Raw genomic sequence first — 17,357 nt, 5'->3', positions numbered from 1 at the left:
AACATATACTGATCAGGTACCAGCATCCGATTTTGAGGACGGATGCCCCCGCTTTAAAATCGCCTTTATTAAACGTTTTTTTTAAAATTACGGTCTGCATGTGTCGTATAATTGCTGAATGCATAAAGAACAAAGGCCAATAGGAGATAAATTATACCATTAAATAGTTGGTGGTGATCTATACCTAAAGGCAATGGGCTGTAATAAAGTGAGATCAGTATGAATCTGCAGGTATTCAACAGTTGAATCAATAGGAGTCCGCTGATTAGAAATCTTATTTTGATGCGTAAAGATTTAGGGTAAGCAAGGATAAAAGCGGTAAACAGGCTCATGATACCGTAGCCAAGACAGCTATAAACGATTCTAAAACCACCAAATCCTGGTACTTTTAATGTGGTGCTATTCGTCCAAACCCGATATCCGAATGTTTCCAAAATAAATCGGGTTGTATTGATGTTCCAGTTTCTCCATGCTTGAATGTAATTGAGGTGCTGGTCTAGAAAGTTGATGTAAATCCCTCCTGGGCTTGTAATTCCAATGTAGAAGATGTTGAAGCTGTACAACAAGGCAAACAAGATCAGAAATGTCAGAACAAATTTTAAAGCCGAAGACTTAACTGTTTTTTGCTGTTGCCGGAGTAATTCTTCAATTTTAAGGTCTATCACCAGCCTGAACCAGAAGCCCTGTAGAAAGTGATAGAGGATTCCCGTTTTTCCGTCGAGGAAACCAAGCTGAAAGACCAGTCGGTAAATGAAATATAAGCACGGTCGAAAGTATAGGGGGAGCTTGAACCATATGGCCTTAAGTAACGCGTTGTATTCATTTGGGGAAGCCCTGAATAACCGGGGTAACTCAATCCCGGATGCAGGATTTAAACATTGTGCGACATGTTGTCTGGCGAACAAATTGCTGTAGGTATTGTGTTTGCTGATCCAGAAATCCAGGTTGTGGTCTTTCAGGTTTTCCTCGATCAGGTAAGCTTTTTTCCAAATTATTGATTTACCCGGGACTTGAAAACGGTGATCTGACGACTCCTTAAGGTCAGAATAACCGAGATCGCTTCTGAACATTTTTAACAGGTATTTTGGAAAATAGCCGCCGTATCTGATCCATTGGCCTCTAAAAATATGTTTCCTGTTGAAATAGATCCCGTTGATGGTTGTGTAATTGACATCCTTAAATTCATGGAGTTTCACAAGCAGTTCATTGCTTATTGTTTGATCGGCATCCAGGGCAATGATCCAGGGTGTTTTGATGTCAAATAAATGAAGTGCTGCATCCCATTGCATGGGATGGTTGCTGAAAGACTGCTGTTTAACCTGAACCTGGTTGGTTTCGCAAATGGCTAAAGTCTCATCTGTACTGCCTGAATCTAAAACATATATTCTTGCGTTTAAGGTGGCTATGGAGTCCAGCAAAAGTTGTAGGTTCAATGCTTCGTTATAGGTCAAAATAATAAAAGAAAACTCCTGATTGATCATTGCTGCTGTATTTTGGTGTAGAGCTCCTGGTATTGCCTGGTAATTTTATGTGAATCAAAATCTGCACGAATCTGGTTTGGCGCTTTAATTTTGATTTGTTTTCTTTCTTCTTTAGCGCGAAAGGCCAGATTCAGTGTTTTGGCGATAGCCATCGAATTTGGTTTGAATACCCAACCCAGTTTGTTTTTAAGGACATAATCGGCAAGCCCGACTTCGCTGGATACGGCAACAGGCGTCCCAACTGAAAGGCATTCCAATACCACATTGCCGAAGTTTTCATTTTGCGAGGGCAGAACCAGTAAATCGTGATCTGCAAAAACGTGGTATTTCTCTACATCGTCAACGGCATTACCCCAGGTGATCCGCTGGTGAAGGGGGTGGTCGCGGACCAAAGCTTGCAATTGAAGGATGTACCGGATATTTCCACAGCCGACGATGTGAAGCGACCAGTTGATGCTGACCTGTTCCAATGCATGAAAAAGAAGTTCTAACCCTTTTTTTTGTTCTATGCGCGACAGAAACAAAATCCTGAAGGAACGGTTTTGTGCGGTTTGGTATTGTTTACTTACTTCAAAAGAGATCAAATTAGGAATGACTGTCATTTGTTTAGGTTGAAATATTGCGAGAATATCCCGAGCTTCCTTCCTGCTTGTTGCGTGAATATGGCAGTATTTAAGTAAGTAGTGTCCAATTGCATGGTGAATCGTTTTTTTCAACAGCTGATTTCGATTGTTGAAGGTGTATTTGCCGATCATGCCCCTGGGTGAGAGAATTACCGGGATTTTGAACAACCTTGCCATCAGGCAGGAAAAAAGTGCAACCGTGTTCCACCAGGAATGGATGTGAATAATTAGGGTGTCGGTTTTAATTTGTTGATTGTGCTTTCGGATTTGCTGGTATAGGAAATACAATAACGCAGGGGATAAGTGGGTGTGGTCTTTGGTGATTCTTTCAAAGTAAAATACATCTACACCATCGACTTCTTTTCTTTGGGCTGGTAACTCCTGTTCGCCATTTGCTGTGGTCGTTAACATTTGTATCTCCATATGATGAATTAATGCTTCGCATAGCAGGGACACTGACCTGATTGGGCCGCCATATACTGAAGCCGGTTTATAGGATGGACTGATGTGTAGTATTTTCATGAGATTTTACCGGAATTAAGATGTGATTTAACTTTAGAAATATGAAGATCAGGTACATGAGCAGATAGCCGTACAAGATGTTATTGAATAGGAATTCGAAAGTGTTGCCGCGCCATAGTTGTTGAAATATGCCATTGAAAATGACGATGCAACCAAGCTGGTACCCCCCAAATAATCGCTCTGCAGTCTGACAAAGCCACTGTGCAGTTAAGCCATACCACAACATCGCCACAAATACAACAATGGGGCCGCCAATGAGGTAGGCATCAACTATCGGTCTTGTTTTTGCAGATGCAGCAGATGCTTTTTGGATCACACCATACTCATATACCCTTTGCATCGCTACGTACTCGGTGCTCGGCTTATCTGGCCAAAGCGCTTTCGGAATCAGCGCCTGTAGGGCATTGTTTAGAATTTGCGGACTGTAAGGTCGTTGAGATGGTGTTTGTGCCACAAACTGGCTGAACATATCTATTTCACTGAACCTGTTGGTTAGGAACAACCAGTTGTTTTCGACAATGAAATCAGCCTTGTCCGTATCGAAAAAGGTTTCGATAGCTGCCATACTTGCCTCCTTTTCCGTTTTCTTACTGATCCAGGATTGCGCTCTGATAACCGAACTGAAAGTGGGTAGGATGTAGATACAGAGATATAAAATAGGGAGCAATAACAGCACAGTGATCTTTCTGTAGTGAGGAAAGAGGAGGAATAGCAATAAGATCAATTGCACGATAATCGCTTCCTTATAACCGCTCAGACTGGCTTGAACGAGATTAAGCAGGCATACCGAACTGCCAAATAGAAAACAGGGCAGGTTTTTTCTAACAATCCCAGCAACAAAAACCAGACTTCCACTGGATATAGAAATGTATGTTAAATTGTATTTGAACTGGATCAGTGCGGGAAATTCATTTAAAACCAAAGCAAGTCCGTAGCTGATTGTACATAATTTGATTAGAAATGCTGTGCCTGGTTTTGCAAGCTGGAATTTGATGAGGTACTGCTCTTTATTGCCTAAAATGAGTCCGTAAACAAGACCTATATGCGCTAAAAGAGCCAATCGCTGGCATTTAGCTATCAATGCTGTTTTGGAACTGGTGAGGAAAAATGAGTTTTCATTAAAACCGGTATAGCTATAGCCTAGATGGTCTACAAAGTAGAATATGGAGCTGCAACACATAAAGCCTGCAAAAACGAGTTGAATGAGTACCAAAGGACGCATGATTTGCTGGTGTAGCGGAAAATGCTGATCGCGTAAAGGAACTTGCAGACTCAGATGGAAAATTAAAAATGAGCCCAGCCAGGCAATAACATAAGACAGTAGCGGGTTATAGGCTACAAGTTCTGCCAATAGCCAGGGCATGGCTATGGGAACAAGGATCTTTTTATGCATTTGAACCATATGTTAATGCATTAATGATGTTTTTAACCTGAATCTCGAACGACCAGGAACTGATATGTTGCTGGGAAAAGTCGCCGAGTAATTTGAGCTGTTGCCGGCAACTGCATAGGCTGGATAGTTTCTGAGTAAAATTAGCTAAATCCCCGCTTTTAAACACCAGGCCGTTAAAAGGTGAGACCAAATCAGCAGCTGCTCCCGCCTGGTCTGAGATCAATAAGGCTTTTCCGGCGGCCATGGCTTCATTGACCGATAAACCCCAGGTGTCATTGGTAGAGGGAAGACAGAACAAGTCGCAGGATTGGTAAATCCAGGGCATTTTTTGCTGGTTTTGAAAGGGTAGAAAATGAATGTGCTTATTTCTGATGTGTGTTGTTTTTAATGCGCGCTCTAAAGGCCCAGCTCCAACAATCAACAGATGTGCCCCTGGTACTTGTGCCAGTAAAAAGCCCTCAATTAACAATTCAATGCCTTTCTGGGAAATTAATTTACCTGCATATAGGATGAGTACATCGGTTTGGTTAATGCCCAGTTCTTTTCGTATTGCCGTATGGTCTGTTGCTGCTGAAAAGCGTTTATTATCGGCAGCGTGTGGAGCAAAAATGAGTTGGGCCTGTGTTAATCCGAATTTCTGATAATACTTTTTATTGTTGCTGCCCACATACAAAGCCAGATCTACATGTCGGTAAACCCAGGAGAGAAAAAGATAGCGAATGTGTTTTTTTAACCAGGAAGTGTGTTGCTGTAAGGTGGAATCTCCACGAAATAATATGGGGACTTTTCCCTTAAAATGACGCATGATCTGCAAGTGGCTGTAGTGTGCCCAGCCATAGACCAGCAGGTAATCTGGCTGGTAGGCTGTAAGTGTTTCAATTGCTGTTGGGTTGTAAATGCCCATGAAATGAGCAGAGCCTGGTTTGAAAGCTTTATTCTCTAAAAAATGATAAGGGTAGTGATCCAAAAGCGGAATGTCCCATTCGACATAAGTGCCAAATCCAGAATCATACTGTTTTTCGGTGCCTAAGGTGTAAAAAACACAAAGCTCGGTTTCTCTGGCCAGTAGTTCAAAGACCGGGGTATAATATGGAATGGGGTGACTGATGACGATGGCTAATTTTTTCAAAGCAGTAATTGATTGACGTTTTGACAATATTTTTGAAAACTAAAATGCGCCAGGCAGCAAGCTTGTAAGACCTCAGCCTGCGTATTGTTTTTGGGAGTATTGAGGTGTCTGGAGATGGCCAGGGTCAGATCCCGTTGGTTATCGGGATTTATTAAGGTACCGAGCATCCCATTTAACAATGCATCTGAACTTCCATCCGCATGACCTGCAATGATGGGACAACCACAGGCAGCGGCTTCAATAAAGACTAGCCCAAAACCTTCTTTTTTGCTTGGAAGTGCAAAAACATCTGCAAGAAGGTAGTATTGGGTGAGGTCTTCTTCCCGGATAAAACCAAGGAGCTTGATGTTGTTTTGTAAGCGGAGTTTGTAAATGAGTCTCAATAGCCTTTGTTTTTCCGAAATACTCATGTTTCCAGCCATGAGGTATTGTAAATCCTGATGCGCTTTTACCAATTCAGGCATGCATCGTATGATGAGGTCGTAGCCTTTGGTGACGTCTGCTGTTGTCATCCTGCAGACACTCAGAATGATGGGAGTCGTGTTTTTGATCTGGTGTTTTTTCAAAAGCTGAGCAGATTTTTCAAATTCATCTGGAACGTTAAAAAATGGATCGATGCAATTGTTGAGGATGTTGATGTTATGCAGGGAGATCTGATGCCTGCTTTGAAGAACATGTGCGGTGTGTGTGCTGACCGCCCAAATTGAAATGCTTCGGTTGATGAATTTGATTTTCCAGGAACTCAGTTTCCTATCCACTTCAGTGCCATGGGCAAGCAGGATCAGGTTTACTTTTCTGTTGATTAGTTTGATGATGATGGCAAATAAGATCAGGTTGATGTGACTGATGATGACCGTATCTGCATACCATCCATATCGGATACACGCCATACTGAAAGGGATTTGTTGTCCGGAATGGCCCTTGAACAATTTGGCTGGAATGTAACGGGTATCGGGCTCCCGATCGTAAAGGGAAAGCATCTGCAGGTTTCCGGCCCGATCAGGTTTTTGCTGGATTAACGTGAATAAGGCATGAACCAGCGTTTTGCATACGCTTTGGATGCCTCCGGTTTCACTAAATGACGTTAGGGTTAGAAGCAGCAGTTTTCTATTCATTTCTTTTTACTGTTGAAATAAGATTGAAGTTCTTGTTGCGTATGATCATGCGTTTTGGCCATGTCTCGCCTGGTGTAATCGCTGTAAAGCCGCTCATTCTTAAAAGCATTTAAGACGATGGCGATATTAGAGATGTTGAATTCACGCTTGAGCCGTTCGGGTGACAATGCGGCTTCCTGGTGTGAAACTCCGGCCCTGATGATAAATAAGGTCAGATCCGTGATTTGGACCAGCGGTATAGCATCCGTAACCAATCCTATGGGGGCAGTATCCACAATGACGTAGTCATATCTGGTTTTAACATCCCTGAGTAATGATTTCATATGCTCGGTATGCAGTAATTCTGAAGGATTTGGTGGAATGGGACCGGATGGAATGAAGTCAATGTTTTGATAGGCTGTTTTGGCTATGATCTCATTTGTTTTTGCTTGTCCGCATAGATAGTGGCTTAGCCCTTTTACATGATCTGGATTAAAAATCAGGTTTAAACGAGGTTTTCTGAGGTCTGCCGCAATCAACAGCACACTTTTACCAAGTAGGCTAAGGGATCCAGCCAGGTTGGCAGATATGAAGGATTTTCCTTCCCCTGAAGAATCGGAGGTAATGCAGATACTTTTGTTCGGATCAGGGGTGGGCAGGAAATTTAAATTGCTGCGTACCACGCGTATCGATTCTGCAAATATAGAGCCTGGTTGGTCTAACATTGGAATCGTTTTGGGACTTTTTGAAGCGCAGAACTCAACCTTTCCGATAATGCCGATAATTGGTATTTGAGATAACATCCGAACGGTTTCGCAGTGGTAGATGTAGGGATTTAGCCTCCTGGCCAGGTAGATTAAAGCTATTCCGGCACTTGCTCCAGCTAATATAAATAAGGTATATACATTCTTTTTTAAAGGGTACACTGGATTTACTGGGTAATCTGCCGAATCGATAATTATAGCTCCTGGTACGACCGCAGCATTGGAGATTTGTGCTTCCAGTTTTTTCTCGGCCAGATAACTGTATATTTTCTGATTGACATTAAATTGGGTTTGCAGGTTGGTCAGGATTCTTTCTGCACCCGGGCTCTTGTCGAAATTGCTTTTAATGCGGGCAATGATTGCTGCTAAATTTTGAATGGCCATTTTATTTTCTCTTTTCTGCGCTTCAATATTTCGTTTTAGTGTAGAAAATAAAGTGCTGATCTGCCCTTCTATTCTCAGCAGGGTCGGGGCATTTGCGGTGTAGAAATTCAAAGCGTCCTGTTTTTTTAATAAGAGTTCATTGATGCTGCTGATTGATTTATGGATTGCATTGTCCTTAAAATGATTACTGGGGAGTTGCAGCAATTGCCGGGTCTTTTTACAATGCGCTATATCTGTTTGAAAAACGGACAACCTATTGTTTTCAAATTCAAGATTGTATTTTTCCAATTCATACCCGGATAATTGCTCGACCGCATTTTCCGAAACATTCAAAAACTGATGTTCGGTCTTAAAAGCTGCAACTTCCTGTCCGGAGGACTTTAATTTTTGGGCCATCTCCCGCAGGAGTGTATCAATAAAGTTTTTGGTCTGAGAGATGGAGACCAATCGTTTGGATTTGTCAAATTGTAAATAAGCCTTCAAATTGGCATTGAGTAAATCAGTAGCCAATACCGGATTCTGATCAACAAGGTGCAAGCTTAATAGATTTGAATTTGGAAGCTCATCAATTTTTAAAGCATTTTCGAGCCGCCGCACCAGTTCCCCAGTTGTATTGAACTTAAATGCAATGCGCGCTTTTGTTTTACTGCTGTTGATTCTGAACATTATACCGTTAAGCTGGATGACCTGGCCGAAAAAGAACGCGCTTTTATGGTACCTGCCATCCAGATGATAACCCAATAGATACTTTTTCTTGTTTAACATGGAAAATTCGAAATAAGGGCCTTCAGTTAAGGCTTGCTGGTTTTGAAGAATTGTGATGTCTATTGGTTTCCGTGGATAAAGTTCTTTCCATCTGAATCTTTCCTTTTGATAAAACGAAACAGCGTATGCCAGGGATACTACTGCATTCTTTAATACTGCTTTAGATTGAATGATCAACCTTTCCGAGGCCGTTTTACTCGTTCGGTCATATAGGTTTCTGATGTTGATCAGCTCGGATATTTCCGTTCTTTTTTCTTCAAATTTCAATAAGGCATGAACTGCATAACGCTCAGGTGTAAGCAAAAGGAAGAGCTGGGCCATACCTATAGCAGTGATTGTTAATCCAAATATCCAGTACCAGCGACTCAAAAGGATTTTCGAAATTTTTATAAAACTTATATTTTTTTGCACATGAACTTTGAATTTTTGTTCTTCCATACTGAAATCTGTGATTTACCCCATTTTATATTATTATTATACAAATATTTATTAAAAGTATAATTGATGTTTTATTGTTGTAATTAATATGTTTATTTGTAAATATATTAATTTATAATGAAAATCAGTATAGTGACCATAGTTTATAATGGAGCCCGGTACCTGGAGGATTGTATTACTTCTGTTTTGGCACAGGATTATCCTGATGTCGAATATATTTTGATTGATGGGGCTTCTTCAGATGAAACCCTGAACATTGCCAATAGGTACCTCAATAAGTTTGCTTACTTTAAATCAGAGCCGGATCTTGGTATTTACGATGCATTTAATAAGGGCATTTCCAAATGCACCGGTGATGTGATTGGTATGCTCAACGCTGATGACCGCTATGCGGGTATTGGTGTAATCAGTGCAATAGCATCCTGTTTCATAGCAACGAAATGTGATGCCGTTTATGGAAATCTGCGTTTGGTAAATTCTGGCGATCGGCTTGTTCGTTACTGGAAGTCAGAAACCTTTAACCCCGGTCAATTCCGGTTTGGTTGGATGCCGGCTCATCCTACTCTGTATCTGAAAAGGACTTTATTTGAGTTGTATGGGACTTATGCTTTAAAATATGACAGCTGTTCAGATTATGAGTTCATATTGAGATTGTTCTATAAAAACCAGGTTCGGGCAGAATTTATGGATATGGATTTTGTGATGATGCGCAGTGGCGGATGTAGTAATGGTTCCGCTCGGAAGATTTTTATGGGTTTAATTAACGATTATAAGATTCTACGTTTTCATCGTTTGCCGTATCCGCTAATTGTTTTGCTCTGTAAAAGGTTAAGAAAAGTGCCGCAATTCTTTTGCTCATGACCTGGGTGTGTTTTCTGGGATTTACCTGTTCTTTTACCCTGGTTTTATTTCAAATTCCATTTATTATCAGGTTTTCTAATCGGTTTGTTCTGCATGATGATCGGGATATATACCGTAAAGATCATAAAAAAGGCATTTCCAGGCTAGGAGGGTTGGCTTTATTTCCTGGTTTCATGTGTGGCGTGTTGTTCTGTTTCGGTAGGGAAGACTCCGCTATTTTCCTACTGACCGGCGGATATCTGGTTATGTTTGTCTTTGGGTTAATAGATGATCTGTTTGGGGTCGAGGCAATGGTTAAAGCTTCAGGACAAATTGTTTCTGCATTGTTGATCCTTGGGCTAGTAAAATTTGAGGCCGGGAATTTACATGACTTTTTGCAAATCAGTCAGGGGTATGCGTACCTGGCTCATTCAATTGTCATCTTACTGATTCTACTAATCAGCAATTCTTTCAACATGATTGACGGTATTGACGGCTTAGCGGGGCTAATCGGTTTGTTTGTTCACCTGGTGCTGGGAATATTGCTGTGGCTGGGCGGACTTAAAAACTATAGTCTTTTATCCGTGATTATGGCCGGTGCAATTGCTGGGTTTCTATATCACAACATCAATCCGGCAAAGATTTTTATGGGAGACAGTGGCGCTATGCTGATTGGCTTAAGCGTAGCGATACTCAGTGTTATTTATCTGAATCAGGGGGCTAAAAACCCATTATCACTCCACAAGCCGGCAATGCTCAGTGCACTACTTATTGTTCCTGTTTTTGATTTGCTGCGCGTTTTTATCATTCGTTTATGGAGCGGGAAGTCGCCATTCAAAGGAGACCGGAATCATCTGCATCACCAGCTGAAGTATCTGGGTTTGTCTGATAATGAAACGGTATTGCTGCTGCTCGCATTTAACATCATGGTGTTTTTATTCACTGTGCTGCTGAATCAATTTGGGAACCTCTTCCTGATGTTGTGGCAGTGTGCCTTATGTCTCGCGCTTCATGTATTGCTTGGCTTTCTTAAATCTTTTAAATGAAGACACGTCTCTTTCTGGCAATAAACGGATTGTCCTGGCGACACAAAATGCAAATATTATGACCAATAAAGCTAACGCTGATCTGAAGAATATAGGTACTTTTGCAAAACAAAACAAGACGAGTAGAATGAATATAGCAATTAATGGTTTTGGTAGAATTGGTCGTATATTTTTACGTACGGCAATCGAGAAAAACCTCCATGTGGTGGCAATCAATGATTTGGGAGATCCTGCTACACTGGCACATCTTTTTAAGTACGATACTGTTCATCGCGGATTTAAGGGGAGTGTGGATTTTGACAAAGACAGTCTGATCATCAATGGAAAAAAAATAGCTGTTTTTGCCAGGTCCAATCCAGAGGAATTGCCATGGGCACAATTAAATATTGACCTTGTTATTGAGTCGACCGGCAAATTTACAAGCCGGACTGGTGCAGAGCGTCACTTAAAAGCCGGCGCAAAACAGGTGCTGATTTCTGCTCCTTCAGGAGATAAAGATATTCCGATGGTTGTATTGGGTGTTAACGATAGTGATATTGATTTAAAATCGACTATACTCTCTAACGCATCATGTACCACCAATAATGTGGCACCTATGGTTAAAATTTTAGATGACAACTGGGGAATTCTGGATGGTTACATTACCACTGTCCATTCCATGACAGGTGATCAAAACCTGCATGATGCGCCTCATAAAGATTTACGTAGGGCAAGAGCAGCATCTGCTTCGATTATTCCGACAAGTACCGGGGCGGCAAAAGCCATTACTCATATATTTCCACACCTGGAGGGTAAATTAGGTGGAGCAGGTATTCGTGTACCGGTATTGAATGGTTCATTGACTGACTTTACCTGTATTTTGAAGTCGCCGACTACGATTGAAGCGATTAATGCGGCTTTTAAAAAGGCATCGGAAAATGAACTGAGTGCTATACTGGAATATACTGAGGATCCGATTGTTTCTGTAGATATCCTGGATAATCCACATTCCTGCATATTTGATGCGCAATTGACTTCTATTGTAGGCGACCTGGTTAAAGTTGTGGGCTGGTATGATAACGAATCTGGTTATTCTGCAAGGCTTGTTGATTTGGTGCAAAAAATAGCTATGGCGAATGGTTAAATACATATCTGCCGAGGATACTTTGCCCTTAAGGAGTCGGGTTTTGAGATCAGGTAAACCTGAAAAGGAGTGTATATTTCCTACGGATCATATCGAAGGTGCTTTTCATTTGGGTGGTTTAACGGCGGGACAGTTGGTGGTGGTTGCTAGCTTTTTCCCGGATAATCATCCCGATTTCGGTGAAGGAGGCTTTAAATTGCGTGGGATGGCTACAGATCCTGACTTTTCCGGGCGTGGATATGGGGCAGAATTGATAAAATTTGCAGTTAAGGAGCTCAGATCCGCCAAGGGTTCTTATATTTGGTGTAACGCACGCAGTTCAGCGGTGGTATTTTATCAGAAGTTGGGATTTGAATTGATCTCTGCAGAATTTGAAATACCAGGTGTTGGTCCGCATTTTAACATGATTAAGCAATTACAGTAAAATATTAGAACCAAATCTTACAAAACAACAATTAAAAGATGAAGACAGTAGATCAATGCAATTTCAATGATAAAAAGGCTTTAGTACGGGTTGATTTTAACGTACCCCTGGATAGTGATTTTAACATTACCGATGATAAAAGAATGCGTGCAGCTTTACCAACCATTAATAAAATCTTGAATGATGGTGGTGGTGTAATCTTGATGTCGCATTTGGGCAGACCAAAAGGAGGACCTGAAGATAAGTTTTCTTTGAAACATATTTTAGGTGATCTATCGCGGATGCTTGACCTTGAAGTGCAGTTTGCTGACGATTGCATCGGCACAGAAGCAGTAGAAAAAGCTAGAAATTTGATGCCTGGGCAGGTTTTGTTGTTGGAAAATCTACGCTTTTATAAAGAAGAAGAGAAAGGTGACCGTGCCTTTGCAGAAAAATTAAGTCGGCTGGGTGATGTGTACGTGAATGATGCCTTTGGTACAGCACACCGTGCGCATGCTTCGACAGCAATTGTTGCTGAATTTTTTCCTGATGCGAAATACTTTGGCTACCTGATGGCTGAAGAATTGAAAAATGCAGAAAAAGTAAATCACGGGGCTGCCAAACCTTTTACAGCCATCATGGGTGGTGCAAAGGTTTCGGATAAGATTTTGTTGATTGAAAGTTTATTAGATAAAGTTGATAATCTGATTATTGGTGGTGGAATGGCTTATACTTTTGCCAAGGCACAAGGTGGAGAAATCGGTACTTCCTTACTAGAAGAAGATCGGATGGCGCTTTGCCTGGAATTGCTGGAAAAAGCGAAAGCAAAAGGCGTAAATTTATATTTACCACTGGACACTGTCATTGCAGATAAGTTTGATAACGAAGCTAGCAGAGATATGGTAGATACAGGTAAGATCCCTGCGGATTGGATGGGTCTTGACATCGGTACAAAAACTATTAAATTGTTTTCAGATGTGATTAAGCAGTCGAAAACTTTGTTGTGGAACGGACCAATGGGTGTATTTGAAATGGCCAATTTTGAAAAAGGTACACGCGCGATCGCGGATGCGGTTGTGGCTGCTACTCAGGATAATGGCGCTTTCTCGCTGATTGGTGGTGGAGATTCTGCTGCGGCTATAGCAAAATTCAATTTAGAAGATCAGGTAAGTTATGTTTCAACTGGCGGTGGTGCACTGCTTGAATACATGGAAGGTAAAGAGTTGCCTGGTGTTAAGGCAATTAATGATTAATTTTCCAGTACAGTTTTAAGGACAGGCGTTTCGTTTTTGCGAAACGCCTGTTTTGTTTACCACCTAGATTTCCGTGTTTTTACCTGTTTAAAGGCCGAAAATTCTTGGTATGAAATATGTTAATAATTTTTTGTGGTAGAATGTGGTAAAAAGTGGTAGAAATATCTATTTTTACACTACATAAAAAGTGCACATATAAAAATGGTACAACTGTTAGGAGAATTTGATTGTAAATTGGATGCGAAAGGCCGCTTGATGGTCCCTTCGAGTCTGAAAAAACAATTGCCTAACGTTGAGCAAGAGGGACTTGTAATAAATCGCGGCTTTGAAAAGCATTTGGTGATTTACCCGAAAAATGTGTGGGAGGGGATCGTGGAAGAGCTTAGTAAATTGAATCAATTTGAACCAAAAACGAGAGAGTTCATCCGCTACTTTACCCGTGGCGCGACGCTTTTGACCTTGGATGCAACCGGAAGAGTCAATTTGCCGAAGTCTTTACTGGAATCTGCAGGTATAGAAATTAATGATGAACTGGTGCTGGCTTGTCAGTTTGACAAAGTAGAGGTTTGGTCGAAAAAAGCGTATGAAGCTTTATTTGATAAAGAGCCGGAAAACTTTGCATTCCTTGCACAAGAGGTAATGGGAAATAAGAACAGGGGGGAAGATGGAAAATAATTACCACGTACCAGTATTGTTAAAGGAATGCATCGATGGTTTGAATATTAAGCCAGATGGTGTGTATGTAGATGTAACTTTTGGTGGCGGAGGCCATTCGAGAGAAATCTTAAAACATTTGGGTAAGGATGGGGTATTGATCGCTTTCGATCAGGATCCTGATGCACAGCGCAATAAGATCGATGATCCGAGATTTCATTTTGTTGATCAGAATTTTGCCTTTTTGAAAAATAACCTGCGCTTACTGGGCTTTAAAACAGTAGATGGTGTACTGGCGGATCTGGGCGTTTCTTCGCATCAGTTTAACGAAGCTGATCGTGGTTTTTCTACGCGTTTTGAATCTAATCTGGATATGCGAATGGACCAGCAAGGGAAACTAACTGCTGCTGAAGTTTTGAATACCTATGCTGAGGATGCTTTGCACCGGATTTTTGGAATGTATGGCGAGGTGAAAAACGCAAAGTCTTTAGCCAGAGCGATTGTTACGGGGCGTGTCGATCGTCCGGTTTTGACATTGGCTGATTTTAAAGCGGTAGCTGCGGCGCACATCCCGAAAGGAAAAGAGAATAAATATATGGCGCAGGTTTTTCAGGCTTTGCGTATTGAAGTAAATAAAGAAATAGAAGTTTTAGAGCATTTTTTATCGCAGACAGCGGATGTGATTAAGCCAGGTGGACGCCTGGTGGTGATGTCTTATCATTCTTTGGAGGACAGGCCCGTAAAAAGTTTTATAGCGAAAGGTAAATTTAGGGGTGAGGTTGAAAAGGATTTTTTTGGCAACGAAATTAAGCCATTTAAAATCATCACCCGTAAAGCGATTGTGGCAGATGCTGAAGAGTTGGCTAGAAATAGCAGGTCCAGGAGTGCGAAATTGAGGATTGGAGAGCGGATATGAACAACAGATTCAGAGCGCATATAGAGGATGAACCTGAATTAGAAGAAGAAATTGAGGTTAAGCCAAAATATAAGGCTAAAGCGAAGCTGAAGTCTGAGGAATTGGAAGATACGGAGGCCGGAAGCAGCAGGGCTTTTTTTAAAAAGCTGTTAACTGAAGGCGTGGTAACCAAAGAAGCTGCAACGGAGATGTTGCCTTTTTTGTTGTTTTTGTGTGTTTTATGTATGCTCTATATTGCCAACAGCCATATGGCTGTTAAAAATATAAGAAATATAGATAAACTGAATAAAGAGGTTAAAGAATTGAGTTGGGAATACAAATCGCTGAAAGCGGATTTGATGTTTAAAAGTAAGTTGACAGAAGTTGCAAAAAAAGTGGATACGTTGGGGATTAAAGAGCTGACCGAGCCACCTAAAAAAATTATTATAAACAGTAATGAATATTAGAGATAACATATTATTGCGTGTTTATCTGGCTTTCGGCCTGATTGTACTGCTTGCCGTGGCAGTATTTGTCAGGCTATGCGATGTACAATTTGTAGAGGGACATAAATGGCGTGCCATGGCCGATAGTCTCTCTACAAAGTATATCAACATTGAAGCTGCGCGCGGCAATATTTATTCAAATGATGGTAGTTTACTGGCGACCTCTATTCCTGAGTACGAGTTGAGAATGGATTTGTATGCAGGTGGCATTGATGATGACAAGGTTTTTTATGGTAAGGTAGATTCTTTGGCCTTGCGGCTTTCCCAGTTTTTTAAAGATAAATCAGCGAAGGAATATTCGCGTTATTTGCGCACGGCCAGAAAAGACAGTGTACGTTATTTGCTGATCAAACGTAAAATAGGCTATCAGGAATTGAAAACCATCCGTACTTTTCCTTTATATAATATAGGTAAGTATAGTGGGGGGTTAATTGCAGTACAGCAAAATAAAAGGATTCGTCCCTTTCAGTTTTTGGCTGCCAGGACAATCGGGTATAAAAACGACCATGTTGGTGTGGGTTTAGAAGGTGCTTTTGGCAATTACATTGATGGAGAATCTGGAAAAAGATTGGTTCAGCGTATTGCTGGTGGGGTTTGGATGCCTGTTAATGACGAAGCAGAAGTGGCACCTAAAGAAGGGGCTGATATCATTTCTACCATTGATATCAATATGCAGGATTTGGTGCAGAACGCGCTGGAGAAACAGTTGAAACTGAGTGATGCCGATCATGGTACGGTGATCTTAATGGAGGTAAATACCGGAGAGGTGCGTGCGGTTGCAAATTATAGTCGTGTGAAACAAGGCGTTTACGAAGAAAAATTCAATTACGCAATTGGCGGAAGTCAGGATCCCGGTTCCACTTTTAAGCTGGCTTCTTATATGGCCTTGCTGGAGGATAAAAAAGTAGATACCAATACGATGGTAGCTACCGGGGATGGTACTTACCGGATTCCGGGCCACACCATTAAAGATTCGCATGGGGGGATCGGTACAGTTACGGTGATGAAAGCATTTGAGCAATCGGCTAATACGGCGGTTGCTAAACTGGTTAATATGCATTACCAGGATAATCCTGCTCAATTTACAGATCACCTGTATGATATTCATATGAATGAACGTTTGGGCTTACAGATTCCTGGTGAAACTAAACCTGTGATCAAAAATCCGAAAAGCAAGACCTGGAATAAAATGACTTTGCCGCAAATGGCTTATGGCTATGAGATGCAGATTACACCCTTGCAAATGCTGGCATTTTATAATGCGGTTGCCAATGATGGGAAATACATCGCGCCAATTTTTGTAAAAGAGATCAGAAGATTGGGTAATCCAATAGAACAGTTTCAAGCCCGGGTAATTTCTAAGCAGATCTGTTCTGAAAAGACGGTTAAGAAATTACAAGCCATGCTGGAGTCTGTGGTAACCAAAGGGACCGGTAAGCTGATGGGTTCTCCATTGTATCGGGTAGCCGGTAAAACTGGAACTGCCCAGGTGGCTGATGCGAACAGAGGTTATAAAGGCAAACGTAGCTATCAGGCTTCTTTTTGTGGTTACTTCCCTGCGGATAAGCCAAAATATTCCATTATGGTGTCTATTAACGGACCTAAAAACGGGTATTACGGTGCTACTGTAGCTGGCCCGGTATTTAAAGAAATAGCTGATCGCATTTATGCCAGTGATATGCAGATGTACAACAATGTTTCAGAGCACCTGGTTGGTAATACCCAAAATCCGGAAGCGAAAGCGGGACAAAGTAAAGCTGTTAAACAAGTATATAATTCATTGGGTGTAAAAGCGCTTTATGCAGCTAAATCTGCTTATTTCAATAGTGTAGATACAAACAATGGAGTTGCTTATCAGGATTATAACCTGGTAAAAGGGCAGATGCCGGATGTAAGCGGAATGGGATTGAAAGATGCCTTGTATCTTTTGGGGAATGCCGGTTTAAAAACAAGGGTAAGCGGAAGCGGAAAGGTTGTAAATCAATCCATCCCTTCTGGTAGCAGAATAGGTAAAGGGTTATTGGTACAATTAGAATTGAGATAA

Annotated in this window: 15 protein-coding genes; 9 read left to right on the top strand and 6 right to left on the bottom strand. The window is 41.3% G+C overall.

Annotated elements, in window-relative coordinates; translation table 11 throughout:
- Window positions 1–68 precede the first annotated feature (68 nt).
- The 6 genes from xrtY to IM797_RS27410 are packed head-to-tail and all read right to left on the bottom strand — an operon-like array spanning window position 69 to window position 8,593.
- Window positions 69–1,481 carry an exosortase Y gene (gene xrtY / locus IM797_RS27435; RefSeq protein WP_194130424.1) on the bottom strand — a complete coding sequence of 471 codons (1,413 nt, stop codon included), beginning with the start codon at window positions 1,479–1,481 and terminating at the stop codon, window positions 69–71.
- Window positions 1,478–2,626: an XrtY-associated glycosyltransferase XYAG1 gene (locus tag IM797_RS27430; RefSeq protein WP_194130423.1), complete on the bottom strand. Its 1,149-nt coding sequence runs from the start codon at window positions 2,624–2,626 to the stop codon at window positions 1,478–1,480. The genes xrtY and IM797_RS27430 overlap by 4 nt, the downstream gene beginning before the upstream one ends.
- Complete coding sequence (locus tag IM797_RS27425; protein WP_194130422.1) at window positions 2,595–4,019, bottom strand: exosortase Y-associated Wzy-like protein; 1,425 nt, start codon at window positions 4,017–4,019, stop codon at window positions 2,595–2,597. Before IM797_RS27425 ends, IM797_RS27430 begins: the two co-directional genes overlap by 32 nt.
- On the bottom strand, window positions 4,012–5,148 hold the full coding sequence (locus IM797_RS27420) for a glycosyltransferase family 4 protein (protein ID WP_228099166.1): 1,137 nt from the start codon (window positions 5,146–5,148) through the stop codon (window positions 4,012–4,014). Before IM797_RS27420 ends, IM797_RS27425 begins: the two co-directional genes overlap by 8 nt.
- Entirely contained in the window at window positions 5,145–6,263 is a 1,119-nt protein-coding gene (locus IM797_RS27415; RefSeq protein ID WP_194130421.1) for a glycosyltransferase family 4 protein, read from the bottom strand. The genes IM797_RS27420 and IM797_RS27415 overlap by 4 nt, the downstream gene beginning before the upstream one ends.
- Window positions 6,260–8,593 carry a polysaccharide biosynthesis tyrosine autokinase gene (locus tag IM797_RS27410; RefSeq protein WP_194130420.1) on the bottom strand — a complete coding sequence of 778 codons (2,334 nt, stop codon included), beginning with the start codon at window positions 8,591–8,593 and terminating at the stop codon, window positions 6,260–6,262. Before IM797_RS27410 ends, IM797_RS27415 begins: the two co-directional genes overlap by 4 nt.
- A gap of 117 nt (window positions 8,594–8,710) precedes the next feature.
- On the opposite strand from IM797_RS27410, the gene IM797_RS27405 reads away from it, so the two are divergent.
- From IM797_RS27405 to IM797_RS27365, 9 genes are all read left to right on the top strand, one after another.
- Window positions 8,711–9,454 carry a glycosyltransferase family 2 protein gene (locus IM797_RS27405; RefSeq protein WP_194130419.1) on the top strand — a complete coding sequence of 248 codons (744 nt, stop codon included), beginning with the start codon at window positions 8,711–8,713 and terminating at the stop codon, window positions 9,452–9,454.
- Window positions 9,451–10,479 (top strand): glycosyltransferase family 4 protein, encoded by a 1,029-nt coding sequence (locus IM797_RS27400; RefSeq protein ID WP_194130418.1) that lies wholly within the window; start codon window positions 9,451–9,453, stop codon window positions 10,477–10,479. The genes IM797_RS27405 and IM797_RS27400 overlap by 4 nt, the downstream gene beginning before the upstream one ends.
- A 127-nt stretch (window positions 10,480–10,606) precedes the next feature.
- A complete protein-coding gene (gap, locus tag IM797_RS27395) occupies window positions 10,607–11,602 on the top strand; it encodes a type I glyceraldehyde-3-phosphate dehydrogenase (RefSeq protein ID WP_194130441.1) in 996 nt (331 codons plus the stop codon).
- The gene (locus tag IM797_RS27390; RefSeq protein WP_194130417.1) at window positions 11,595–12,026 is read left to right on the top strand and encodes a GNAT family N-acetyltransferase; all 432 of its coding nucleotides are present in this window, start codon (window positions 11,595–11,597) and stop codon (window positions 12,024–12,026) included. The genes gap and IM797_RS27390 overlap by 8 nt, the downstream gene beginning before the upstream one ends.
- A 38-nt stretch (window positions 12,027–12,064) precedes the next feature.
- A complete protein-coding gene (pgk, locus tag IM797_RS27385; protein WP_194130416.1) occupies window positions 12,065–13,258 on the top strand; it encodes a phosphoglycerate kinase in 1,194 nt (397 codons plus the stop codon).
- Between the two features lie 201 nt (window positions 13,259–13,459).
- Window positions 13,460–13,933: a division/cell wall cluster transcriptional repressor MraZ gene (gene mraZ / locus IM797_RS27380; protein WP_194130415.1), complete on the top strand. Its 474-nt coding sequence runs from the start codon at window positions 13,460–13,462 to the stop codon at window positions 13,931–13,933.
- The gene (gene rsmH / locus IM797_RS27375; protein WP_194130414.1) at window positions 13,923–14,828 is read left to right on the top strand and encodes a 16S rRNA (cytosine(1402)-N(4))-methyltransferase RsmH; all 906 of its coding nucleotides are present in this window, start codon (window positions 13,923–13,925) and stop codon (window positions 14,826–14,828) included. The genes mraZ and rsmH overlap by 11 nt, the downstream gene beginning before the upstream one ends.
- Entirely contained in the window at window positions 14,825–15,274 is a 450-nt protein-coding gene (locus tag IM797_RS27370; RefSeq protein WP_194130413.1) for an FtsL-like putative cell division protein, read from the top strand. The genes rsmH and IM797_RS27370 overlap by 4 nt, the downstream gene beginning before the upstream one ends.
- Complete coding sequence (locus IM797_RS27365; RefSeq protein WP_194130412.1) at window positions 15,264–17,357, top strand: penicillin-binding protein; 2,094 nt, start codon at window positions 15,264–15,266, stop codon at window positions 17,355–17,357. Before IM797_RS27370 ends, IM797_RS27365 begins: the two co-directional genes overlap by 11 nt.

The organism is Pedobacter sp. MC2016-24, assembly GCF_015223055.1.
Taxonomy (GTDB): Bacteria; Bacteroidota; Bacteroidia; order Sphingobacteriales; family Sphingobacteriaceae; genus Pedobacter.
Note: the sequence above shows the minus strand (reverse complement) of the source record. Positions and strands in the feature narration are given on the sequence as shown.